21 protein-coding genes are annotated in these 23,727 nt (G+C 71.1%); 11 read left to right on the top strand and 10 right to left on the bottom strand.

Going from position 1 to position 23,727, the window contains the following annotated elements:
* Positions 1–11 precede the first annotated feature (11 nt).
* Positions 12–1,778 (bottom strand): PucR family transcriptional regulator, encoded by a 1,767-nt coding sequence (locus ABD369_RS26700; protein ID WP_344639097.1) that lies wholly within the window; start codon positions 1,776–1,778, stop codon positions 12–14.
* A 360-nt stretch (positions 1,779–2,138) separates the two neighbouring features.
* Here ABD369_RS26700 and ABD369_RS26695 point away from each other — a divergent pair, with 360 nt between their 5' ends.
* The 3 genes from ABD369_RS26695 to ABD369_RS26685 all read left to right on the top strand — a co-directional run bounded on the left by ABD369_RS26695 (position 2,139) and on the right by ABD369_RS26685 (position 5,577).
* Complete coding sequence (locus ABD369_RS26695; RefSeq protein ID WP_344639096.1) at positions 2,139–2,363, top strand: hypothetical protein; 225 nt, start codon at positions 2,139–2,141, stop codon at positions 2,361–2,363.
* A 448-nt stretch (positions 2,364–2,811) separates the two neighbouring features.
* On the top strand, positions 2,812–3,996 hold the full coding sequence (locus ABD369_RS26690; RefSeq protein ID WP_344639095.1) for an 8-amino-7-oxononanoate synthase: 1,185 nt from the start codon (positions 2,812–2,814) through the stop codon (positions 3,994–3,996).
* A 189-nt stretch (positions 3,997–4,185) separates the two neighbouring features.
* Entirely contained in the window at positions 4,186–5,577 is a 1,392-nt protein-coding gene (locus ABD369_RS26685; RefSeq protein ID WP_344639094.1) for an alpha/beta hydrolase family protein, read from the top strand.
* A gap of 179 nt (positions 5,578–5,756) precedes the next feature.
* On the opposite strand, the gene ABD369_RS26680 is transcribed toward ABD369_RS26685, so the two are convergent.
* Positions 5,757–6,395, bottom strand: a complete 639-nt coding sequence (locus ABD369_RS26680) for a GNAT family N-acetyltransferase (protein WP_344639093.1) — start codon at positions 6,393–6,395, stop codon at positions 5,757–5,759.
* Here ABD369_RS26680 and ABD369_RS26675 point away from each other — a divergent pair.
* Positions 6,276–6,626: a hypothetical protein gene (locus tag ABD369_RS26675; RefSeq protein WP_344639159.1), complete on the top strand. Its 351-nt coding sequence runs from the start codon at positions 6,276–6,278 to the stop codon at positions 6,624–6,626. The two genes, ABD369_RS26680 and ABD369_RS26675, sit on opposite strands and share 120 nt — an antisense overlap.
* A gap of 480 nt (positions 6,627–7,106) precedes the next feature.
* On the top strand, positions 7,107–7,556 hold the full coding sequence (locus ABD369_RS26670) for a low molecular weight protein-tyrosine-phosphatase (protein WP_344639092.1): 450 nt from the start codon (positions 7,107–7,109) through the stop codon (positions 7,554–7,556).
* 177 nt (positions 7,557–7,733) lie between these two features.
* Here ABD369_RS26670 and ABD369_RS26665 read toward each other — a convergent pair whose 3' ends face one another.
* On the bottom strand, positions 7,734–8,021 hold the full coding sequence (locus tag ABD369_RS26665; RefSeq protein WP_344639091.1) for a hypothetical protein: 288 nt from the start codon (positions 8,019–8,021) through the stop codon (positions 7,734–7,736).
* A gap of 693 nt (positions 8,022–8,714) precedes the next feature.
* Complete coding sequence (locus ABD369_RS26660) at positions 8,715–9,323, bottom strand: TetR/AcrR family transcriptional regulator (RefSeq protein ID WP_344639090.1); 609 nt, start codon at positions 9,321–9,323, stop codon at positions 8,715–8,717.
* Between the two features lie 161 nt (positions 9,324–9,484).
* On the opposite strand from ABD369_RS26660, the gene ABD369_RS26655 reads away from it, so the two are divergent.
* From ABD369_RS26655 to ABD369_RS26640, 4 genes are all read left to right on the top strand, one after another.
* Positions 9,485–10,936 carry an amidase gene (locus ABD369_RS26655; RefSeq protein WP_344639089.1) on the top strand — a complete coding sequence of 484 codons (1,452 nt, stop codon included), beginning with the start codon at positions 9,485–9,487 and terminating at the stop codon, positions 10,934–10,936.
* A 940-nt stretch (positions 10,937–11,876) separates the two neighbouring features.
* Entirely contained in the window at positions 11,877–13,553 is a 1,677-nt protein-coding gene (locus tag ABD369_RS26650; protein WP_344639088.1) for an NAD(P)/FAD-dependent oxidoreductase, read from the top strand.
* On the top strand, positions 13,550–14,995 hold the full coding sequence (locus ABD369_RS26645) for an ATP-binding protein (protein ID WP_344639087.1): 1,446 nt from the start codon (positions 13,550–13,552) through the stop codon (positions 14,993–14,995). Before ABD369_RS26650 ends, ABD369_RS26645 begins: the two co-directional genes overlap by 4 nt.
* An 11-nt stretch (positions 14,996–15,006) precedes the next feature.
* The gene (locus ABD369_RS26640; RefSeq protein WP_344639086.1) at positions 15,007–15,357 is read left to right on the top strand and encodes a UBP-type zinc finger domain-containing protein; all 351 of its coding nucleotides are present in this window, start codon (positions 15,007–15,009) and stop codon (positions 15,355–15,357) included.
* A 321-nt stretch (positions 15,358–15,678) separates the two neighbouring features.
* Here the strand turns inward: ABD369_RS26640 and ABD369_RS26635 are convergent, their stop codons facing one another.
* The 4 genes from ABD369_RS26635 to ligD form a co-directional block, all read right to left on the bottom strand.
* Positions 15,679–16,074 (bottom strand): septal ring lytic transglycosylase RlpA family protein, encoded by a 396-nt coding sequence (locus ABD369_RS26635; RefSeq protein WP_344639085.1) that lies wholly within the window; start codon positions 16,072–16,074, stop codon positions 15,679–15,681.
* 35 nt (positions 16,075–16,109) lie between these two features.
* Complete coding sequence (locus tag ABD369_RS26630; RefSeq protein WP_344639084.1) at positions 16,110–16,814, bottom strand: polysaccharide deacetylase family protein; 705 nt, start codon at positions 16,812–16,814, stop codon at positions 16,110–16,112.
* 79 nt (positions 16,815–16,893) lie between these two features.
* Entirely contained in the window at positions 16,894–17,517 is a 624-nt protein-coding gene (locus tag ABD369_RS26625; RefSeq protein ID WP_344639083.1) for a CAP domain-containing protein, read from the bottom strand.
* 364 nt (positions 17,518–17,881) lie between these two features.
* Positions 17,882–18,883: a non-homologous end-joining DNA ligase gene (gene ligD, locus ABD369_RS26620; RefSeq protein ID WP_425557789.1), complete on the bottom strand. Its 1,002-nt coding sequence runs from the start codon at positions 18,881–18,883 to the stop codon at positions 17,882–17,884.
* A 99-nt stretch (positions 18,884–18,982) separates the two neighbouring features.
* Here ligD and ABD369_RS26615 point away from each other — a divergent pair, with 99 nt between their 5' ends.
* Positions 18,983–20,044 carry an ATP-dependent DNA ligase gene (locus tag ABD369_RS26615; RefSeq protein ID WP_344639081.1) on the top strand — a complete coding sequence of 354 codons (1,062 nt, stop codon included), beginning with the start codon at positions 18,983–18,985 and terminating at the stop codon, positions 20,042–20,044.
* On the opposite strand, the gene ABD369_RS41565 is transcribed toward ABD369_RS26615, so the two are convergent.
* Together ABD369_RS41565 and ABD369_RS26605 are read right to left on the bottom strand one after the other, a co-directional pair.
* The gene (locus tag ABD369_RS41565) at positions 20,014–20,328 is read right to left on the bottom strand and encodes a WCX domain-containing protein (protein WP_449806445.1); all 315 of its coding nucleotides are present in this window, start codon (positions 20,326–20,328) and stop codon (positions 20,014–20,016) included. The genes ABD369_RS26615 and ABD369_RS41565 overlap by 31 nt on opposite strands.
* A gap of 55 nt (positions 20,329–20,383) precedes the next feature.
* Positions 20,384–22,261 carry a Xaa-Pro dipeptidyl-peptidase gene (locus ABD369_RS26605; protein WP_344639156.1) on the bottom strand — a complete coding sequence of 626 codons (1,878 nt, stop codon included), beginning with the start codon at positions 22,259–22,261 and terminating at the stop codon, positions 20,384–20,386.
* Positions 22,262–22,669: 408 nt separating this feature from the next.
* Between ABD369_RS26605 and tdh the strand changes: the two genes are divergently transcribed.
* On the top strand, positions 22,670–23,698 hold the full coding sequence (tdh, locus tag ABD369_RS26600) for an L-threonine 3-dehydrogenase (protein WP_344639080.1): 1,029 nt from the start codon (positions 22,670–22,672) through the stop codon (positions 23,696–23,698).
* Positions 23,699–23,727: the final 29 nt, after the last annotated feature.

The raw sequence follows: 23,727 nt of genomic DNA, 5'->3' as shown, positions 1-23,727 counted from the left end.
GTACGGGCCGCTCAACTCCCGCTCTGCTGCTGGGCATCGTGTGCCAGCAACGCGACGTACAGGGACGTGAACTTCTCCAGATCGTCCAGGTCCGTACCGAGCAGCAGCTCGATGTTCCGCAGTCGGCGGTACAGAGCGGGCCTGCTGATGTGGTGCTCCTGGGCGGTCACTGACTTGTTCCGGCCGGTGCGGAGGTAGCCGCGCAGCACGTCCAGCAGCTCGGGGCGACCGAGGAGCGGGCCCAACTCCCGTTCGATGAAGGCCTGCAGCTCCGGCTCGTCACGCAGCAGGCGGACCAGTCCGCGCAGCCGTACGTCCCGCAGCCGGGCCACCGGGCCGGCCGGGGGAGCGGCCAGTGCGGCGTCCGCCACGTGTACCGCCTCCAGGAAGGAGCGGCGCACCTCGTCCAGGACGGGGCAGGTGAACCCGGCACCCGCGGCGGCCTCCGCGCCCAGTGCGCCGAGCCGGTCGTGGACCCGTTCGGCGAAGCGGGACACCTCGGCATCGACGTCCTGCCCGTCGGGAACACTCAGCAGCACCGCTGTCGCATCCGGGCCGATCCGGGCCGCGAGACCGGCCGGTACCCGCTCGGGAGCCCGGCGGCCGTCGGTCCGCCGGTTCGCGTACGCGGCGGGCCGGCCGTCCGCGAGCGCGTGCTCGACCGACTCGTGCACCGCCGCCGAGCCACCGGCCCGGCGCGGCCGGAACACCACCGGGACGAACCGCCGCCGATCGACCGGAAGCCCGGCCGCCCGGACGCGGGGCAGTAGTTGCTCAAGGCGGGCGGTCCCCGAGGCCAGGTCGGTCAGCAGCGCCTCGGCCGCCTGGTCCTCCCAACAGTGCGCCCGTCCGTCCCCGGCGGCACCGGGACGGTCGGAGAGCAGCCGGTGCACCGCCAGTGCCTCGGCCGCCCGCCGCGCCAGCATCCGGCCGGCCTCGGCCGGTCCCGGGTGGCCGAACAGCGCCAGTTGACCCCACTGCCGGCCGCGCGCCTCCAGACGGGCGACCACCCAGCCGTCCGGCCCGACTGTGACCGGGCCGCCGGCCTCCGGCACGTCGGGGGTTTCCGGGGCGGGACGAGGCCGGTGACTCCGGCCGGCCTCCGGGGGGCGGTCCGGGGGCGCGGGTGCGAGAAGGCCGGCGATCTGGCGTGAGACCCGTTCCCAGTCGCGCAACAGGTCGTCCAGCGCGCCCCGTTCACCCGCCGTCGCAAGCACCCGGTGCGCGAGGTTCGCCACCACCACGGGGCCACCGCTGTAACCCGCGATCTCGTCCAGCAACCGCTGCAGCGGGACCCCGGAGAGATTGAGCGCGGTCAACGAGCTGCGCATCCGCTCGGACAGGTCCAGTGCCGCGAACCGGCCGTGCACCAGCCGCGCGTGCACCTCCTCGGTCAGCCGGGTGAACGGCGCCGGCCGGTGCAGCACGATCAGCGGTATCCCGCACCGCTCGGCGGCTCGCCGCATCACCTCGGGAGTCGTGCGGAACGCCCGACCGAGACCGAGTACCACCGCTGCCGCGTCGGCCCGCCGCATCGACTCGACGTACTCCACCTGCGCACGCTCGTCACCGGCCAGCAGCAGACCGGTGGTCAGCACCATCTCGCCCCCGGCCAGCATCACCGCCACATCCGGCGCCTCCGCCACGTGCAGCCAGCGCACCGGCCGCTCAAGCCGATCCGGACAGGCCACCACCTCGGCGGCCCACTGCGTCACCAACTCCAGCCGCAGTACGTCCCGCACGGTCAGCCGCGCCGCCGGGGGCAGCTCCGCGTTCAACGGATCTCCGCTCGCAAGATCTCCCCTTTCGGTGGAGCGGGAGTCTAGAGCGTCCGGCGCGCGGAGGTGAGAGGTCGGGCGTGTCATTCGCGGGCGGGGGTGGGCTTTCGACGGCGGGAAGCGGTATTTCGGTTGTGGCTGGGGTCCGGCTTCGGGAATGATCGGGCGCATGTGCGACGTGAGCAGGAAGGGCGCCTACCGCCCCAGAGCATGAGGCGCGCGGCTGTGAAGCGCGCGGCCGTGGCGGGCGCACGCCGCCGGGTCGATGGTTGTCGTACGCGTCGTCGTGAAGTGTGTGGTCGTGAGGTTGGGACAAGAGGCGTCCGGCCGACACCTTCGAGACCGTACTGCTGCGCCCCAGTGATCCAAGGGCGGGCCCGCGAGCTCTGTCACCTGCCCGCCGAGGAGATCGCGGCGGAGATCTGCGCCGCTGACCCGACCCCGGACGCGGGGGACGGTGAGTCTCCGGAGGACTCGGACGAGGTCCTGGTGGCCTTCGCCACCGCTGTTCGGGAGCACTGGCTGGACGGACCGCGTGACCGCTCCCGCTTCCCCGGTCCGGTGCCCAGCTCCCGGTTCCTCTGATGCTTCTGGTGCTCGGCGTCGGACGTCCGGCGCCGAGCACCGGTGCCCGGCCACGGGGCAGTCGTCCGGTACGGCGCGTCCGGTACGGCGCGTTCGACGTAGTGCGTTCGGCCTGGCGCTGAGGGTGCGGGAGGCGTTTAGGGGACGTGCGGGGCGTGAGATTCGGGGTGCACGCGCCGGGGGTGTACCTGGTGCGTACGCCCCGGCCGTGCATCCTGGCACGGTTTTGCTTGCAGCTGCGCATCCGGCGCCGGTGCGGTACGGCACTCTGCCTTCGCCGTGGCCTTGCGGGCCGTGTGGGGGGTGGGTACGCCGCGCGGGGCCGCGCGCGCTCGCGGCCGGGCCTGCGGGTGTGCGTCGCCGGGTCCGCGTGTGTGCGTCGCCGGGTCCGCATGTGTGCTGCGACGCACGTTGCCCGCCCGCCACCGGGGATGACAGAGTGCGGGCCATGGTCACGTCCTCAGTTCCCGAGCAGCAGGTCCTCACCCCCGCAGCCGTCTTCGACTGGCTCGACGAGGCGGCCGAGCTCCGGGCCAGAGCCGGGCTGACCCGCACCCTGCGCAGCCGGCCGGCCGAGGACCCCGTACTGGACCTGGCGAACAACGACTACCTCGGACTCGTCCACCACCCGGCCGTCACCCGGGCCGCCGCCGATGCCGTGATGCGCTGGGGCGGCGGCTCGACCGGCTCCCGGCTGGTCACGGGTACCACCGAGCTGCACACCGAACTGGAGCGGGAACTGGCCGAGTTCTGCGGCTTCGAGGCGGCGCTGGTCTTCTCCTCCGGGTACGCGGCCAACCTCGCGGCCCTCACCGCGCTCACCGACCCCGACACGCTGATCGTCTCCGACGCGTACAACCACGCCTCCCTGATCGACGGCTGCCGCCTCTCCCGCAGCGACGTCCACCGTGCCCCGCACAGCGACCCGGCAGCCGTGGCCGAGGCGCTCGCCACCCGAACCCACCGCCGGGCTCTGGTGGTCAGCGACACCGTCTTCTCGGTGGACGGCAACGCAGCCCCGCTCGCCGGTCTGGCCTCCGCCGCCCGCGCGCACGGGGCCGCGCTGCTGTTGGACGACGCGCACGGGTTCGGCGTACTCGGTCCCGGCGGCACCGGCGCGCCGGCCGCGGCCGGGCTCTCGGGCCAGCCCGACGTGGTCGCCACGGTCACCCTCTCCAAGTCGCTCGGCTCCCAGGGCGGCGCCGTGCTCGGACCCCGGCGGGTGATCAGACACCTCACCGAGACCGCCCGCACCTTCATCTTCGACACCGGTCTCGCCCCCGCCGCGGTCGGTGCCGCGCTCGGCGCTCTGCGCCTGCTGCGTGCCGAACCGCAGCGCGCCGACCGTGCCCGCGAAGTCGCCCGGACCCTGGCGGACCGCCTCACCGCCGCCGGTCTGCGGGCGAGTACACCGGACGCCGCCGTGGTCTCGGTCCGCGCCCCGGGGCCGGAGGCCGCCGTCCAATGGGCCGCCGACTGCCGCACCGCCGGACTCGCCGTGGGCTGCTTCCGTCCCCCGTCGGTCCCGGACGGCATCTCCCGCCTGCGCCTGACGGCCCGCGGCGACCTGACCGATGACCAGATCTCCCAGGCCGTCGAGATCGTCAGGGCTATGGAGCCCGTGGAGGAGTAGCGGCTGCGGCGTCCCCGACCTGGTGCGGATGCCGCAGCCCGGTCGGGCGGTCGTTCTGCAGTGCTTCTCGGATCCAGGTCCCTGGACGCCCCTGTACCTGGGTGCAGGGGCGAGGGTGGTGCAGGCCGTACCAAGAAAAGTGGTGGCCGCACTATCGATCGGCAGACGGCTGGTCAACAGACTTGTGCCATGGTCCGAAAGCTGATCCTGCCCTCCGCTCTGATCCTCTCGCTGGCCGCTCCGGCGGCCCTCACCGCGGCGGCCGCCGCACCGGCAGTACCCGGCGCCCTCCAGACCGTCGAGCAACGCTCGTCCGGGCAGCTCTCGTCAGGGTTGCCCTCGCCAGGGCAGCTCTCGTCAGGGTTGCTCGCATCCGGGCAGCGCCCGGTAGAGCAGCGGTCGGTTCAGGCGCACCCGGCCGGGCCGCGCCCCGCCGGGCAGCAGGCGCGACTCACACTGCCCTCGCCCACCGGGCCGCACGAGCTCGGTACGGTCTCGCTGCACCTGGTCGACACCTCGCGGCCCGACCCCTGGGTGACCACGGTCCCGCACCGTGAACTGATGGTCAGCGTGGTCTATCCCGCAGTCCAGGCAGGTCGCTATCCCTTGGCTCCGCAGCTCGACCCCGGAACAGCCGTCGCCTTCGACACGTTCACGGGGAACCGGAACTACGGCATACCGGTCGGCACGGTGGACTGGGGCGCCACACTCACCCACGCACACCGGGGCGCACCGGCCGACACCCGCGGCGGGCCGCTGCCGGTGGTGCTCTACTCCCCGGGCGGCGGGGATCCGAGGTCCTGGGACACCACCCTGGTCGAGGATCTCGCAAGCCGGGGCTATGTGGTGGTGACCATCGACCACACCTACGAGTCCCCGGCCGTCCGCTTTCCGGACGACTCGGTGCGCACCACGGTCCTCACCGACGAGTTGATCCAGAAGACGATCCGGGACGGCGGGATGCAGGCGCTGGCACAGAAGACGATCGACACCCGGGTCGCCGACACCCGCTTCGTGCTCGACCGACTGGCCACCCCGGGTACGTTCCCGCCGGACTTGGCCAAGCTCGCCGATCTGAACCGGATCGGCATGTTCGGCCATTCGGCGGGTGGTTACACCGCGGCGGAGACCATGCATGACGACAAGCGGATCAAAGCCGGCGTCAACATGGACGGCCCGCTCGGCACCAACCTGGACGACGGCGGTCCCAACCTCGCCCCGGTCGCAGTGGACGGGTTGGATCGGCCTTTTCTGCTGATGGGCAGTCAGGCGAGCGATCACTACACCTTCCGCTCCTGGGAGGCATTTTGGGACAACACCCCGGGATGGCACCGCGATCTGCACCTGCGCGGCACCAAGCACGGCTCCTACACGGACGCCGAGCAACTGCTGCCGCAGATAGCCCAGCAGACCGGGCTGTCCGCCGACGCCCTTCAGGCGGAGATCGGCTGGTCATCGCCGGGTCCGGTGCTGACCGCCCAGCAGACCTACCTCGCCGGATTCTTCGACCGCTGGTTGAAGCACCGTGACGCCGGCCTGTTCGACCGGCCCGCCACCTCGCCCGGCAGCTTCATCCCGTAGGAGCGGCCCGAGGGCTGATCTCCAACTCGCGCTCCACACAGTCGAGTTCCGCGACAGGGATTCGTCGGTTCCGATCACCGGGCCCGTCTCCCCTCCGCTCCGCTCCGCCCCGTCGAGAGGTCTCGCAATGGCCAGTTCTGTACCGAAGCCCGGCAGTGCCGGGGGAGACGCGCGAGACCTCAACCCGTGCGGTGGACCAACAGGGCCTCGGAGCCGACCGGACGGTATCCGGCGGCCTGGAAGGTGCGGACGCTGGTCGCGTTGCCCGGCGCCTGCTGCGACCAGAGGTGCTCGCCTTCCGGTAGCAGGTGCCGGGCCGTCACCGCCAGCGCCCGGCCGAGTCCACGGCCCCGGGCCTCCGGATCGACCTCGATCGCCACCTCCCAGCGCCCGGCCACGCCACGCCCGAGCAGCAGCACTCCACCCGGCGTGGTCCAGACCCGGACATCGTCACGGAAGAGCAGCGCGCGGACTACGCGCGGATGCTCACGGTCCTCGATCGGCACGACGGGGAGCGGCGGTTCACCGGGAAGCCGGTCGGCCACGGTCAGCAGATCGATCGTGTTGATCACACGACCGGTCCGCGCGGAGAAGGCGTTCAGGAAGAACGGGGACATCGGCGCGGCCAGCGGATCCGCCGGGGAGGCGGCGATCGTCTCGCGTACCCAGTCCGGGTCCTCCCGCGTGAACACCACCGTATGGGCACTGAACGCGACTACACCCGCCTCGCGTTCGTCCGGCTGCGGAACCACCGTCACCGACCCGTCGGCGGGCGGGAACACGCCATCAGCGGCCTCGGCCAAGATCTTTCCTATCATGCCCACACCCTACGACCCGCCTCCCCCGACGCCGAGCCCGTACCCAGCTTCCCCGTCGACCCCTACTTCCTCGGCTGGAAGGGACCGGCCGCGGCGGGCCGGCAGCGACCGACGCCGGCACTCGGCCCGGACCAGGAGAGGCGGCGGCACGCACCGCTGCCGCGGCACGATGTTCGCCGGATCGAGATGGAGGTCACCCTGCGTACCGTGCTCCGGCACGTCGACCTGTGACCCGATCGGATGGCCGACGAACAGGCGACCATGCGCAACATCATCCTGGTGCCAAGAGGGGCACCCGGGTACGCGTCGTCCGCCGGACCGGGGCTGCCGCCAAGGCCTGATCCGGGGCGACGGACACCCGGGCTCCATGGCTTCGGCCTCGGGACCCGGGTGTCCGCCATGGCGGACACGGGCAGCGGGAGAGCGCGCGCCCGCCACTCGTCCCCTCCGGGACGGCGACGGGGACGGTTGTTCTGCTTGGGCGCGGTGGAGCTGCGGGAGAGCCGAGGCCGCGGTAGGCCTCTGCTGTGCCGGTACCGATCCTTGCGCGGGCGGCCCCCGGGAGTGCCGCCCGCCGAGCATCCTCCGGTCCGCGCTCCCCGTACGGCCCGGAGCCTTCCCGGACTGCGCCCGGACCGGGAGGCGGATCATGATGGTGCCGGGCCACCCGTACAGGCCGAAACAGCCACCCGCCGCCACCGGAGTGACACGATGACCGACGAGACCGCACCCCTGCGCATCCTGACGGTCTGTCTGGGCAACTACTGCCGATCACCGTTCGCCGCCACGGTGCTCGCCACGCGAGGAGGGCCGGCCCTGACCGTCCGCTCGGCCGGCCTGCTCGCCAGCTGGGAGGGCAAGCCCGCCCACCCTTTCATGATTGCCGCGGCCGCCCGGCGCGGCTACGACCTCACCGCCCACCGCGGCGTGCGGGTCAGTGCCGAACTGCTGGACTGGGCCGACCTGGTGCTCGCCATGGACACCGCCGTACTGGACGCGCTACGCGACCTCGCCGGCGCCGGCAACGCCCCCAAGCTCCGGCTCTACTTGGAGGGCGTGGACGTACCCGACCCGATGGGCCGGCCGGAGGGGGCGTTCACTGCCTGCGCCGCCGTCATCGAGTCGGGGGCCGACCGCTACCTGCCCCGGCCGCCCGACTGACCCGGGGCGGATGGCCACCGATCCGGGGACGCTTCTTCGGCCGGGAGCGGCGGGATTTAGGCCCAGCCGGCGCCGGGGATTCCGACGCCTCGTCAGTGACGCTCGGGTGTCTACCGTCCGGCCGAGCCGACCATTCGCGAGGCGCGGCGCGCTGAACTGGCCGATCGGATAAGGCAGTCAGACGCGTTCCTGCTCGCTCGTCTCCTCGATGGCTGCGGACCGGGCGCGACGGCGGCCCAGCAAGGTGCATCCCACAGCCACCAGGCCGATGGCGATGACCCTAGCGGCCTGGTAGTAGCCGGACGCCAGTTCCTCTGGGGTGCCGGGCAGCCTGAAAGAGACCCACGCTGCCACCGCTCCTCCGAAGGCGATCAGTGCGACGGCCCCCCACGTTCCGAGCTCCGCCCACCAGGGGGCCTGGACGTAACCCCGCTCGTCGGTCTGCTCAACGTCCTTGTCGGCCATGGTCTGTTCTCCTGGGCGTGTGGTGGCGGTCGTGAGGGAAGACGCGGGTCCGGTGCGGAAGGTTCACCGGGCCAAACGTTCCCTGCTGGAGCCGACATCCTGCCAGCCAGCGAAATCCCCCCCTCACCCGGCCCCATCGAGCGGGTGACGAACGACTCCCGCCGGAAACGTTGGCACACGACCACTGCACCACGTCAAGGGGTGCGACCTGACTCAGCGCCACCCACCGCGGAAGTCGAGCCCCGATCAACCACTGAGACCTCACGGAACCCGGGATCAACGAGGCTGCGTGGCGGGCGACATCGGTCCGCCTGGCTGACCCAGCATCATGAGCCACCATGGCCTCGGCGTGAGGTCACTGCCAACACGATCGCCGCCGTCCCGGTCACCACCGCCGCGCCGAGCATCGCGGATCCTGTGATCATTGCTACGTGTCACCAGCCGCAAACGCGGGCGATCTTGCGGCTCTACCAGGTGTCGCCGGTGAAGGTGAGCTTCACGACGCAACGCTGCAGGAGTCCGACGACGTTCACGGCGGTAGCAGGCGCGCTGTGCGCCGTGGCGGGGGAACAGTTCCTCGGCATCATCGCGCCGGAGCTCGCTCGCGGACTCAAGGCGCTGGGGTGGGCCGAGCAGAATCCCACCGCCGTCCGGCCGCTCCACCACACGAGGATCACTCCGCGGCGCGGTCCTTCACGGGGCAGCTTTGGAGGCCGAGTGGCGGTCCAGGATGGCGTCGACGAGCCTCATGAGCCGCTCGCCCGCGTGCTCGATGCTTCCGTTCTGGGTGCTCACCTGGGCTCCTTCGAGGACGAAGGTGATCTCCGCGGCCGCCTCGTCCGGATCGGACAGCCCGGCGCGGGCGCACAGGTCGGCGAGCCGGCGCACTTGGCCGGCCTTGTGGGCCTCGATCAGCCGGCGTGCCGGGTGGGTGCGGTCGGGCAGTTCCGCGATGGAGTTGATGAACGGGCAGCCCCGGTGGGAAATTTCGGGAAGCCCATCGGTGACGAACCGGGCCATCCCCAGGATCTGCGCCCGGGGATCACCGGGGTGCGCGGTCTCTAGCTGGTCGAACACGGCGGTGTAGTCGGCTGCGACGATCCGGAGCCATTCCTCGACCAGCGCGTCCTTCGTCGTGAAATGGCGGTACAGCGCCATCTTGGTGGTCTCGGCCCGGTTGGCGATCGCCTGAACGCCCACCGCCTTGATCCCCTCGCGTGAGAAGAGCTCCTCCGCCGCGTCGAGGATCCGCTCCCGGGGCGGCAGTTTGGCCACCCTGCTCTGCCTGCTGACTCTCTCCATGCTCGCCATACCGCCCTTCACCGGCCCGGTGGGCGTTGCATCGCCCCGACTCCAACGTTACGGTACCGAACAGTCCCATATGATACCGAGCGGTCTCCTGAGATACCGATCGGTATAGTGCAGGACTGGCCGGGACCAGCCCTTCTCCTGAAAGGACGAGAATGAAGCTCTCCGAGTACGTGGGCTACGACGGCGTCGGCCTGGCCGACCTGGTCGCTCGCGGCGAAGTGACTCCCGCGGAAATCGCCTCGACCGCCCAGTTGGCGTCCGACGTGGTGAATCCGCAGATCAACGCTGTCGTTGAGACCTGGCCCGCACAGGACACGCCGGCTCCGGGCAGTACGCCACTGGCGGGGGTGCCCTTCCTGATCAAGGACCTCGCCGTCGCGATGGCCGGCAAGCGGGTGGAGCTGGGCAGCCGTATCGCCGCGGGAAACGTCGCCAGGACCGATTCATCGCTCATGGCGCGTTTCCGTCGCGCCGGGCTGGTGACGCTCGGACGCACGGCGACTCCGGAGTTCGCCTACAGCACCACCACAGAAGGGGTCCTGTACGGTGCCACCCGCAATCCCTGGGACCCGACCCGCACTCCTGGCGGCTCCAGCGGCGGCTCGGGAGCCGCCGTCGCCGCGGGCATCGTCCCGATCGCGCATGCCACCGACGCAGCCGGCTCCATCCGTGTCCCCGCCGCCAGCAACGGCCTGTTCGGACTTAAGCCGACCCGCGGCCGGGTGTCCATGGGCCCCGACGCGGACGAGGTCTTCAACGGGCTCGCCGTCCACGGCGCCCTCAGTCGCTCGGTACGCGACAGCGCCGCGCTGCTGGACCTCGTCCAGGGCCCCGAGATCGGCGACCCCTATTTCGCCCAGCAGCCAGAGCGGCCCTACGCGCAGGAGGTCACCCGCTCCCCGGGCAGCCTCAGGATCGGCCTCCTCACGCGGCCGTGGGGCGATCGGGCGGTCGACGGCTGCGTGGTCGACGCCACACTCCGCTCGGCACGACTGGCCGAGTCCCTTGGGCACCGGGTCGAAGAGGTCCAGGTCGACCTCGGTGTCAGCTGGGAGGAATTCATCCTGGCCAATGCCCGCCTGTGGAGCACCAACCTGGCGACGTGGATCGACGGCTTCGCCGCGGCATTCGAGCGACCCATCGACTCCACCACCGTCGAACCCGAGATGCTGGCCAGTTACGCCTACGGACAAAAAGTCACCGGGGCCGAGTTCGTCCACGCGCTCGCGATGCGCAACAGCGTCGCGCGCGCGATCGGCCAGTACTTCGCCGACTACGACCTGCTACTCACCCCGACCCTGCCCGAACTGCCCGTCCCCCTGGGCACGTACGCCGAGGGCGCCGAAGGCGCCGATGGTCTCGGCTGGCTCAAGCAACTCTTCCACCGCTCGCCCTTCACCGCCGCGTTCAACGTCGCGGGCACCCCTGCCATGTCCGTCCCCCTGGAGACCGACCCCGCCACCGGACTCCCCATCGGCATCCAGTTCGCCGCCGGATACGGGCGCGAGGACGTCCTCTTCCGCCTCGCCGGACAGCTGGAACAGGCCGCTCCCTGGGCGCAGCGGATCCCCACCGTGTGGGCGGGCCGTCACGACAACGCCTGACAGCGGTCTCAGCCGGCTCGATGACGGTCTGGCGGGCCATGCCGTCGCCTCGCCGCGGTCAGAGCCGGTACATCGTCGACTCCGAGCACAGGTACACGCCCTCATCGAGCAAGGTCGCGTAGACCTCGGCCGGAGCCGTGTCCTGGAAACAAGTCGGGCGACCGCGCTCTTCAGCTCGGCGAGCTCCTCATCGTGGGGATCGGCCTTCGGCCTGCCTGCCGGCGCGGCCACGGCCGCCGCGGCACCCGCGTCCGAGGCACCGAAGGGGCACACTGATGCGTGCTCCTCGTGTAGAGACACCGTCATCTCGCGGGGGCTCGGTTCCTGCAGCATTCCCTCGATGCTCAAGAGATCGCCGTCGCTGACGATCACCGCGGTGGCGGTCGTGTACTGCCGCGTACTGCCGCCACCGCTCGATAGCGCCGTGGGCCTCGAGACCCTCCGAGACCAGGTCGCTGGTTCTCTCCTCCTCAGGAGGCCGGTGGCATGGCCAATGCGAAGCGCCTGCGTGGGCGCACGGATACCATTGGGAGGAAAGAACCAATCGGGAACCCCGCGTCCCTCTCCCACCACACCGGGGAGAACTGCCGCAGTCGGTTGGCAGCTCACAGGGCCCGGTCGGGGCCTCGCCGCCAAGAGGCCCTCCCAAACAGACTGGGACGAAATGTAGGTTGCGGCATCCCTTGCGATCCGTGGTCAGTGGCAGACGCCACTACGTGGTCGGGAGTCCCCTGCCAGCGGGCTGCGCGACGAGGGTGACGCTGCTCGGGCCAACGGCCAGAGATGGTCTTCGGGCCGGCGGAGAGCGAGTCGGCCCCAGCGTTCGCTCGCATGGAGCCGTTCCTCCGGGATACCCCGACGGTGGGCTGCGCCGCCAACCGGCGAGCAAACCGGAAGGGCTGTTCCCCTCGACCGCGGCGACAGTCCGAGGTGGTGAACCATGGCAGAGGCCGCCGATGCGGTGCGGACCGTGATCTTGACCGTGGACGACGATCCTGGAGTGTCTCGCGCCGTTGCCCGGGACCTACGCCGCCGCTACGGGGACGAGTACCGGGTGGTCCGCGCCGAGTCCGGCGAGTCGGCGCTGGAGGCACTGCGGGAGCTGAAGCTGCGGGGTACGCCGGTCGCGGTGATCCTCGCGGACTACCGGATGCCGCAGATGAACGGCATCGAGTTCCTCGAGGAGGCGCTCGATCTGCACCCGGGGGCGCGCAGAGTGCTGCTCACCGCCTACGCCGACACCAACGCCGCGATCGACGCCATCAACGTCGTCGACCTCGATCACTACCTGCTCAAGCCCTGGGAGCCGCCCGAGGAGAAGCTGTACCCGGTCGTGGACGACCTGCTGGCGACGTGGCGGGCAACCGACGGCCGGACCGTGGGCATAACCAAGGTCATCGGCCACCGCTGGTCGGCTCGCTCCTCGCAGATCCGGGAGTTCCTCGCACGCAACCAGGTGCCGTACCGGTGGTACTCCGTCGAGGAGCCGGAGGGCACGCGCCTGCTGGCCGCCGCGGGGCAGGATGCGCTGCGGCTGCCGCTGGTGGTGACCTCGGACGGCACCGCCCTCGCGGAACCAACGGAGCGGGACCTGGCCGCGCACGTGGGCCTGTCGACGACCCCGGCGGCCGACTTCTACGACCTGGTCATCGTCGGTGGCGGCCCGGCTGGCCTCGGCGCCGCAGTCTACGGGGCGTCGGAAGGGCTGCGCACCGTCGTCGTGGAACGCGAGGCGACCGGCGGCCAGGCCGGGCAGAGCTCGCGCATCGAGAACTACTTGGGCTTCCCCGACGGCGTCTCCGGGGCTCAGCTCACGGACCGGGCGCGTCGCCAGGCGACGAAATTCGGCGCGGAGCTGCTCACGGCGTGCAAGGTCAGCGGCCTGGAGGTGAGCGGTGCGGCTCGCACTGTGCGCTTCGCCGACGGTTCGGCCATCTCGGCCCAGGCCGTGATCCTGGCGACGGGTGTGTCGTACCGTCGGCTGGAGGTGCCGGGGGCCGCCGACCTGACCGGGCGTGGGGTCTACTACGGCTCGGCGCTGACCGAGGCGACCGCCTGCCAGGGTCAGGACGTGTACATCGTCGGTGGGGCGAACTCGGCTGGCCAGGCCGCGATGTTCCTGGCCCGCAGCGCCCGGAGCGTCACCCTGCTGGTGCGGGCGCCGCAGCTGTCCGCCTCGATGTCGTACTACCTGCTCCAGCGGGTCGAGGACGCCCCGACCATCGCGGTGCGCACGGAGACGGTCGTGGAGGCCGCCCACGGCCGGGAGCGCCTGGAGGGGCTGACGCTGCTCAACCGAGCGACCGGGCGGACCGAGACGGTCGATGCACATTGGATGTACGTCTTCATCGGCGCCGAGCCGCTGACCGATTGGCTGGACGGCACGGTGTTGAGGGACCCGCACGGCTTCGTGCTGACCGGCCCTGATCTGACCGTCGACGGGCGTCCCCCGGCCGGATGGGCACTGGACCGGCCTCCGTACCACCTGGAGACCAATGTGCCGGGGGTCTTCGCAGCTGGGGACGTGCGGGCCGAATCCGCCAAGCGGGTGGCCTCCGCGGTCGGTGAGGGCGCGATGGCCGTCATGCTCGCGCACCGCTACCTGGAGCAGTCGTGACCGGCGGCTGGGCTCTCTGTGACGAGCAGGAGCTGCGGAAGCTGTTCCTGTTCGAGAAGCTGACTCCCGACCAGCTCGCCCAGCTGTGCCGGGACGGCCATGTGGAATGGTTCGATCCCGGCCCGGTGTACCGGGAGCGGGATCCGGCAACCGACTTCTACGTGCTCTTCGAGGGAACCGTCGTGCTCTCGCGTCTCGTCGGCGGCCAGGAGGTCGACGTCAGCAGCACGTCGGTGCCCGGGGTCTACGCCGGGGCCTTCCAGGCGTACCTCGGTGACCAGGTACCGCAGGTGTACAACAACTCGCTGCGGGTGACCGAACGATCGAGGTTCTTCGTGCTGCCGGCGGAAGCCTTCGCGCAGATCGTGCGCGACTGGTTCCCGATGGCTGTCCACCTGCTGGAGGGCCTGTTCTTCGGATTCAAGAACACCCAGGAGGCCGTCGGCCAGCGCGAACGCCTGCTCGCTCTCGGCTCCGTGACGGCCGGGCTCACCCACGAGCTCAACAACCCTGCGGCCGCCGCCGTCCGGGCCACCGCAGCGTTGCGCGAGCGCATCGCACGGATTCGGCGCGAGTTCGGTGAACTCGCGGCCGATCCGCGCCGGAGCGAGGAACTGGCACACCTGAACGACCTTCAGGACATGACCATCGGCCAGATCGGGCAGGCCCCGCCGCTCGGCGCGCTGGAGGCCGCGGACCGCGAGGACGAGGTCGGCGACTGGCTGGAGGACCGCAGGATCGGCGACGGCTGGGAGCTAGCACCCGTCCTCGTCCAGGCGGGTCTCGGCACCGACTGGCTGGAGCAGATCGCCTCGGCGGTGCCCGAGGACATGCTCGGCCGGGCGCTGAACTGGATCGGCTGCACGGTCGAGGCCGAAACCCTGCTCAGCGAGATCGAGGACGCCACCCACCGCATCTCCTCGCTCGTGGGCGCGGCGAAGGAGTACTCGCAGCTGGACCGAGCTCCCTACCAGAAGGCCGACGTGCACGAGCTGCTGGACAGCACCCTGCTGCTCCTCTCCGGCAAGATCGGCCCTGACATCACCGTCGTCCGCGACTACGACCGAACCTTGCCCAGCATCCCCGGATACCCGGCCGAGCTGAACCAGGTCTGGACGAACCTGATCGACAACGCCGTCTGGGCGATGCGAAGCACCGGCGACGGCGGCACCCTCAGCGTTCGCACCGCACGGGACGGGGATCGCGTGCTGGTGGAGTTCCGGGACACCGGCCCGGGCGTGCCGGCCGATGTGCAGAGCCGGGTCTTCGACCCGTTCTTCACCACCAAACCGGTCGGCGAAGGTACTGGCCTGGGCCTGGACATCTCCTGGCGCATCATCGTGAACCGGCACGGCGGCGACCTGCGCCTGCAGTCCGCGCCCGGCGACACCCGCTTCCAGGTCCGCCTCCCGATCAGCCCCGCAGAGCCCGTCAACCGGTAGGAGCCGCTGCCATGAGCACCGAGAACCCGATCGACCCCACTGTGGCGCCGAGTGGCACCGGCTGCGTCGAGTGCGACGCGGCGGGCGGCTGGTGGGTGCACCTGCGGCGATGCGCCGCCTGCGGCCACATCGGCTGCTGTGACGACTCGCCCGCCAAGCACGCCACCGCGCACGCCAAGGCGAGCGGACATCCGGTGATCCGCACCTTCGAACCGGGCGAGGCCTGGTTCTGGAACTACGACACGTCGGAGTTCTACGAGTCAGGCCCGCAGCTGGCCCCGCCCGACAGCCACCCGCTGGACCAGCCCGTTCCCGGCCCGGCCGGCCGGGTGCCGGCCGACTGGGCCGATCGCATCGGCTAGCGCCAACCTGGCTGGGTTGGAGGGGCAGATGACCGAGATTCAGGCCACACCGGATTCGTCGGCTGCGGAAGCCGCGGACGGGCCTCAACTCGATGTGAGTTGCCCGGTCCCGGCCCGCCGTTGGCGATGGACCGAGTCGGACTCCGCAGCCGGCGAGGCACTGCGATTTGCGGTAGCTGCCCGATCTGAGGTGGGGCAGGTCGCGGACCGGCAGATGACGCCGTGGCTCTGGCGGCACGTCATAGTGCCGCCATATTCCTACGGACGGTGGGGCGGAGCCCCGGCCCGGTCGGCCGAGGACCCCGCCGGTGCGGATGGGCGTCAGTTCCCCGCGATGTCCAGCGTCACCGTGGCCAGGCCCTGGTTGGGGTCGGCGATGGTGCTGAACGCGCCGAGGGTGAGGTCGATGCATCGGCTGGTGTTGGTCGGCCGGTCGTTGATCCGAACCGTCACCGACTCCCCGGTGTCGGTGTCGGTCACCGTCACCTCCGTCCCGAAGGGCAGGTCGGGGCTGGCCGCGGTCATCGCCTGCGGGTCGAACACCTCACCGCTCGCGGTCGTCGAACCCGGTGGTATCTCGCCGGGCGCTCCGTACCAGGAGGCGGTGCAGGAGTCGGCGGCGTGCGCCGGGGCCGTTGCGACCACCGGCACGCCCACGGCGAGCAGCGCCGCGGCCACCGCTTGCCCGGCCAACCTGGTCAGCCTTGTTCCTGTCATCGTGGCAACTCCTTCTGTCTGTCTCGGCGGTGTGCTCAACCGAGCACGGCCGGGGCGTCGTCGGTGACGTTGTTGTTGGCGAGGTCGCTGAGGATCTGGTCCATGGCGGCCACGCTCTGGCTGCGGTCGTTCTCCTCCGAGCCGTCGTGCATGAGGATCACGCCACCACCGCTGAACTCCCGCTTGTAGTTCTGGAAGATGGTGTCGACGCCCGGGGTGCGCCAGTCCTCGGTGTCCACGGACCAGCCGATGGGCTGCATGCCCTGCTGGGCGGCGTACTGTGTGGCGTCGGAGGTCCAGCCGCCCTCCGGCGCGCGGAAGTACTCGATGTTGGCGCCGGGCGCGGCCGCGTGGATGGCGTCCGAGGCGGCCTGGATGTCGGCCCGCTGCTGGTCCGGGGTCTGGGTGGTGGGGTTGATGTGGTGCATCGTGTGGTTGCACAGGTGGTGGCCCTCGGCCACGATCCGCTGCACCAGGTCGGGATACGCCTGCGCGTGGTCGCCGATGAGGCAGAAGGTCGCGTGCACACCGTGGGCCTTGAGCAGGTCGAGCACCTGCGGCGTCCACGTCGGGCTCGGGCCGTCGTCGATGGTGAGGGCGAACGTCTGGCTGCCGGACCCGGTCGCGGTCTGGGTGACCACGTCGGGCGTGGCGGCCGAGGCGGTACCCGGCACGGTCAGCAGGACCACCCCGACGGCGGCGGTGGCGCAAAGGCGGGTCAGGGTACGGGTGATGCGCATGGGAGCTGTCCTGTTCGGTGAGTGAGTGGTGAGGTGAACGCCGGTCGCGAGGAGGACCGGCTCTGGAGCTGATGGATCGTCAGCCGGCGAAGTCCTGAGCCCACCAGTAGGTGCCGTTGTCGACGGTCAGGCCGACGCCGGTGTAGGTGAAGTCGCCGAGCATGTAGGCCCGGTGGGTGGGCTCGTCGATCCAGGCCTGCACCACCGACTGGGCGTCCGTCCAGAAGCCGGGCGCGCCGGCGGCGTTCTCTGCCACCGCACCCATCGGATGGCTGTAGCCGTAGGCCTGCAGCGAGTCGAAGATGTGGTCGAAGGTGTAGTGCCCCTCCTGCCCGTGCGCGGCTTCCGCATCGGCCTCGTCCTGCGCGGTGCGTGTCAGTGCCGGGTCCGGCTCTAGCGGCGGCTTGCCGTTCTGCGCGCGGTAGTTGTTCACCAGGTCGATGACCTGCTGCTGGAGCGTGGACGGGTCGGACGGTTCCTGCGGCGCCGTCCACACCTGGGCACCGGTGCGATTGCAGGTGTAGATCTGCACCTGGGTGCCGTTCGTGGTGGTCCCGCCGGGCACGTCCAGGCACTTGCCGCCGTTCCCTTGGATCTGGCCGCTCTGCCCTGCCGCGGCCTGAGCGCTGCCGGTCAGCCCGGCGCCCGCGGCGACCAGGACGGCCGCGACGGCCAGGGCTCTGCCCAGTACACGTACTGTCACTTGCTCGCTCCTCCCTGAGGCGTACCGTCGGACCGGACGGGCCGACGGTGCGTTAGGCAGGACCGTAGGAGGGGTTGATGGACGGTCGATTGACGGATCCGCTCATCGAATGTCGACCTGCTGTCGACGTACACGTGAATGTGGCTCCGGCAGGATTTTCGTAGCCGGAGATCATCCCGGGGCGGCCGTAGGCCAGTTCGCGCACCGGTGACGCAGGTGCGCGATCAGTACGACTCGGTGGCGTAGAAGTGGGACGCCGGCGCGGAGTTCGCCGGAACCACCATGCGGTCAACCACTGGACCATCGACCCGCGCACTGACCTGAGGTGACCTGACCTGACCTGACCTGACCGGATCCGGTCCGGCTAATGCTCCCGCTTGCGCGCCCGGCTCGGCTGGACCCGGGCGGGCTCGCCCGGCATCTTCGGATGGTCGGGCGGATAGGGCAGATCACCGAGACCCTCGTCGCGGGCCTGCCGGGCCGACAGTTCGAGCAGCGGCTCCAGTGAGAACGCGTGGTCATCCAACTCCGCGTGCAGATCGCCAAGTTCGGCGAACCGCTCGGGCAGGGTCCGCAGGTCGAAGTCGGTCGGCGCGACCTCGTCCAGCTCCTCCCAGCGCAGTGGGGCCGAGGCGGTGGCCTCCGGGTGGGCGCGCAGCGAGTACGGGGAGGCGATGGTGCGGTCGCGGGCCATCTGGTTGTAGTCGACGAAGATGCGCTCGCCGCGTTCCTCCTTCCACCAGGCGGTGGTGACCCTGCCCGGCATCCGCCGCTCCAGCTCCCGCCCGAGGGCGATCACCGCGTGCCGGCAGTCGGTGAAGGTCCAGCGCGGCTCCACCGGTACGTAGACATGCAGCCCGCGTCCGCCGGAGGTCTTGGGCCAGCCGCGCAGGCCGTGTTCGTCCAGCAGGCCGCGCAGTTCGTGGGCCGCCCGGACGGCGTCGCCGAAGCCGGTGCCGGGCTGCGGGTCGAGGTCGATCCGCAGCTCGTCCGGGTGCTCGGTGTCGGCACGGCGGACCGGCCACGGGTGGAAGGTCAGGCAGCCCAGGTTGGCGGCCCAGAGCACGGCGGCCGGTTCGGTGGGGCAGATCTCGTCCGCGGTGCGTCCGCTGGGGAAGGCGATCCGCGCGGTCGGCAGCCAGTCGGGCACGTTCTTCGGGGCGCGCTTCTGGTAGAAGGACTCGCCCTCGATGCCGTCCGGGAAGCGCTGCAGCGTGGTCGGCCGGTTCCGCAGGCCGCGCAGCACGCCCGGGGCGACCGCCAGGTAGTACCGGGCCACGTCCAGCTTGGTGAAGCCCCGTTGCGGGTAGTACACCTTGTCCGGGTTGGAGAGCCGTACCGCCCGGCCGTCCACCTCGAGTTCCACCGCTCGTGTCGTTGCCGCCATGGGCCCACGCTAGGCCGAGCGGGCTTCGCCCGACGTGTCCGGCACGCGGGCGGGCAACCGGCCCGCCACTATCGGAGCATGGACCTTCCCGTGATGCCGCCGGTCTCGCCGATGCTCGCGAAGGCGGTGGACGAGATCCCGCCCGGTATGCAGTACGAGGCCAAGTGGGACGGATTCCGGGCCGTGGTCTTCCGGGACGGCGACGAGGTCGAGATCGGCAGCCGCACCGCAAGGACGCTCACCCGCTACTTCCCCGAACTGGTCGCCGCGTTCCGCGCCGAACTGCCCGAACGTTGCGTGGTGGACGGCGAGATCGTGATCGCGCACGACGGCCGGCTGCACTTCGAGGAACTGCTGGAACGGATCCACCCGGCGGCCAGCCGGGTCCGCACCCTGGCCGAACGCACCCCCGCCTCCTTCGTCGCCTTCGACCTGCTCGCGCTCGGCACCGAGGCGCTGGCCGAACTCCCGCTCACCGAGCGGCGCGCGGCCCTGTGCACCGCGCTCGACCGGGCCCGGCCACCGGTCCACACCGCCCCCGCCACCACCGACCCCGGCCGAGCCCGCACCTGGTTCTCCCAGTTCGAGGGTGCCGGGCTGGACGGCATCGTGGCCAAGCCGCTGGACCAGCCGTACCGACCCGGCCAGCGCACCATGTTCAAGGTCAAGCACCAGCGCACCGCCGACTGCGTGCTGGCCGGCTACCGCGAGCACAAGAGCGGCCCGGTGGTCGGCTCCCTGCTGCTGGGGCTCTACGACGCCACCGGACAACTCCAGCACGTCGGCGTCAGCGCCGCGTTCTCGATGGCCCGACGAGCCCAACTCGCCGAGGAGCTGCAGTCGTTGCGGATGGCCGACATCACCGGGCACCCCTGGGCCGGCTGGGCCGACGAGTCCGCGCAGGCCTCCTCCCGCCTGCCCGGCGCGGTGAGCCGGTGGACCGGCACCAAGGACCTGTCCTGGGTGCCGCTCCGCCCCGAGCGCGTTTGCGAGGTCGCCTACGACCACATGGAAGGCACCCGGTTCCGCCACACCACCCAGTTCCGCCGCTGGCGCCCCGACCGCGAACCGGCCGACTGCACCTACGACCAGCTGGAGGAACCGGTCTCCTACAACCTCGCGGAACTGCTCCACCCCTGAGCCGGGCGGTCTTCCCCGGGCCGCCCCTCGGCGGCGGTGTCCGCCGGATCGACCCCGTAACGGCGGGCCAGCTCGGCCACCGTACGGGCGAGGGCCTCCCGTAGCTCGGGCGGGCCGAGGACCTCCGCCTCCGACCCGAACCTGAGCAGGTCGCAGACCGCGACCGGACTGCGACGGCACCCGCTGCACCTTCGAGGTGGTCCCCGGTTCCGGCACCGGGGAGTTGGCGGGCGCGGGACCGGCGGCTTCGTCTTCAGCCATGGCGAGCTGTCGGTCCCGTACACCTTCGAGTACGAGCTGGACTGACCGGTCGACGACCGGCCGGCACTCGGGGCCGCGTCAGCGGAAGCGTTCCGGCCGGGCGCCGGTGCCGGGGCTGCCGGCGGGCAGCCCGTGCAGTGGCCGGGAGCTGATCTGCCCCGTGACGTCCGGCAGTTGGCCGGCGCCGCCGACCAGCGGAAGCCGGAGGGAGGAGTGCGCCAGATCGACGGTGACGCTGGGCTTGGTGGAGGGAGGGTCGATCAGTCCGTTGTCGGTGCCGGCCACGATCAGGGCGAGCCGGTTGCCGGCGGGCACGACATGGTCGGTGCCGGCCAGGGCGAAGGTGATCGAGTACGTCTTCCCGGGGGTGAGCGGGACGCCGCGGGACAGGCTCGCGTAGTGCCCGACGTCGGCCCAGCCCCGGCTGAAGACCGTGTAGTCGACCTGGGCGGTGTCGGCGGCGGTGTCCAGGAAGCAGGCGCTGTCCCCCGGGGCGCTGTCGCCCCAGCAGGAGCGGGTGCCCAGGGTGGTGATGCCCTCGCCCGATCCCAGGTAGTTGCGGATGGCCGCCGGTCCGAGGTCCACCAGGACCGCGCTCAGGCGGGCGCTGGTGGTGGACGGCCGGACGGTCAGAGTGATCGAGCCGCCGCCCGACATCCGCAGGTCCCGGGTGAGGGCGCCGGTGGTGAAGGTCACCTTGTCGGGGGTGGTGGCATCGGCGGCGGCCGCCCAGTCGGCCTCGCCGTGCGACGGGTCGTCGGTGAAGCTCGCGGTGCCCTCGCCGGCCTTGGTGGTGAGGGCACCGGGCTGCAGGCCGAGCCGACTGGTCACCGTCCCCGGCGCGGGCCAGGCCTGGTCCTGGGTCCACCGGTCGGGCGCCCGCTCGACGTCGGCGACCGGGCCGCGCTGGATCCCGTTGTCCACGCCCAGCAGGTAGTGGTCGAACCAGGCGTGCAGGGTGTCCACCCACACCGGGCGCCGGTAGTCGAAGGGGTCGACGTGGCCGGTCTGCGACAGCCAGATCTTCCGCTCGACGCCGGTTCGGGCCAGCGCCGTCCACCACTGGGAGAAGTTGATGTCGCGGACGTTCAGGTCCTGCAGGCCGTGCACCACGAAGACGCTGGCCCGGACCCGGGAGGCGGCGGCGACGTAGTCGCGCTGCTGCCACATGGACGTCCAGTCGCCGTTGGCGGGCGACCCGGCGGCCAACTCGCGCTGGACGGCTGAGCACTTGGCGGCGGCCGCGGAGCTCTCCACCACGTTCGCCAGGTCGGCGGGGGTGCCGCTGTAGAGCGGGGCGCCGGCCGAGCGGAAGTAGTCGTACCAGGAGCTGATCGCGGAGATCGGGACGACGGTCTTCAGCCCGTTCACCCCGGTGGCGGCCACACCGTTGGCGATGGTGCCGTCCCAGGACTTCCCGATCATGCCGACCGATCCGTTCGCCCAGGTCGGTCGGACGGTGCTGCCGCCGGTCCGGGTGCTGTACCCCTTGGCCCGGCCGTTCAGCCAGTCGACCACCGCTCTGGCCGAGGCGACGTCGGACGGGCCGCCGACGTCCACGCAGCCGTCGGAGCGATTGGTCCCGGCCAGGTCGACCAGCACCACGGCATAGCCGCGCGGGACGAAGTAGTTGTCGTAGAAGAGCGGGAACTGGACCGGGTGGCCCTGCGGGTCGTACGTCTTGAGCTGGAGCTCGTTGCCGCGCCCGCAGCAGGAGTAGTAGGGGCTCGCGTCCATGATGGCCGGGATCCGCAGGCCGGCCGCGGCCGGTTCGCGGGGCCGGATGATGTCGGCGGCGACCCGGTCGGTGCGGCCGTCGCCGTCACCGTCCAGGCCGGTGTCGACCCAGACCGTCTCCCGGACGGCGTCGGCGTAGGAGTAGACGGGCTGGCTGGCGCCGTGGCGGACGGTGCCCGCGGAGCTCGCTCGCGCGTCCGCGGGGCCGAGCAGCGCCATGGTGAGGGCGGCGAGGAGCGTGGCGATGACGGTGAGCGGACGGAATCGACGGTCTGTCACAGACGACGAAGGTAGTTCGGCCGGACCGCACCCCAGAAGAGATCTGACAAGACACGGACAAGATTTTACGAGCCGGACCGCATCGACGGCCCCGGCAGGCGGGCCCGGCTCGGTCGCCACCTGCGCCGAACGAGTGGTGTGCGGCGGGCCGCCGGGAGGTGCGGGGCACGGCTCGGGCAGGATCGTGAAGCCCAGCTGTGGCGGCCCTTAAGAATTCCTCGATGGACCGCACCCGCTCTGACCAGGCAGATTTCACTCTGCCCGGCCCGGCAGGGGCCGTACGCCGGGTAGACCTCGGCCTGTCCCTCCCCGGCAGGTCCGTTCCACCGTGCGTCAGGAGCCCTCGCCGTGAAGGCACTCGTCAAGCAGAAGGCCGAGCCCGGACTCTGGCTGATGGACGTCCCCATGCCTGAGATCGGACCGTCCGATGTGCTGATCAAGGTGCTGCGCACCGGTGTCTGCGGCACCGATCTGCACATCCGCAAGTGGGACGGCTGGGCCCAGCAGACCATCGACACCCCGCTGACCCTGGGGCACGAGTTCGTCGGCGAGGTCGCCGAGATCGGCTCGGCGGTCACCGACGTCAACGTGGGCGACCTGGTCAGCGGCGAGGGCCACCTGGTCTGCGGCAAGTGCCGCAACTGCCTGGCCGGGCGCCGCCACCTGTGCCGCAACACGGTGGGCCTGGGCGTCGGCCGCGACGGCGCCTTCGCCGAGTACGTCGCGCTGCCCGCCTCCAACGTCTGGGTGCACCGGGTGCCGGTCGACCTGGACGTCGCCGCGATCTTCGACCCGTTCGGCAACGCCGTGCACACCGCCCTCTCCTTCCCGCTGGTCGGCGAGGACGTGCTGATCACCGGCGCGGGCCCGATCGGCATCATGGCCGCCGCCGTCGCCAAGCACGCGGGCGCCCGCCACGTGATGATCACGGATGTCTCCCCCTACCGCCTGGACCTGGCCCGCAAGGTCGGTGTCTCGCTGGCGCTGGACGTCTCGAAGCACACCATCGAGGAGGGCCAGCAGCAGCTCGGCCTGCGTGAGGGCTTCGACGTGGGCCTGGAGATGTCCGGCCGTCCCGAGGCGATGCAGTCGATGATCGCCAACATGACGCACGGCGGGAAGATCGCCATGCTCGGCCTGCCCGCCGACGACTTCGCGGTGGACTGGGCGCGGATCGTCACCTCGATGATCACCATCAAGGGCATCTACGGCCGCGAGATGTTCGAGACCTGGTACGCGATGTCCGTCCTGCTGGAGGGCGGCCTCGACCTCAGCCCGGTGATCACCGGCCGCTACGCCGCCGCGGACTTCGAGGCCGCCTTCGACGAGGCGGCAAGTGGCAACTGTGGCAAGGTCATTCTCGACTGGACCGTCTGAGACCCGATAACCGCTCCGGTCTGACACCA

Origin of the sequence: Kitasatospora cystarginea (genome assembly GCF_039533515.1) — a bacterium.
In the GTDB taxonomy this organism is placed as follows: Bacteria; Actinomycetota; Actinomycetes; order Streptomycetales; family Streptomycetaceae; genus Kitasatospora; species Kitasatospora cystarginea.
This window is presented reverse-complemented; position numbering and strand designations above follow the sequence as displayed.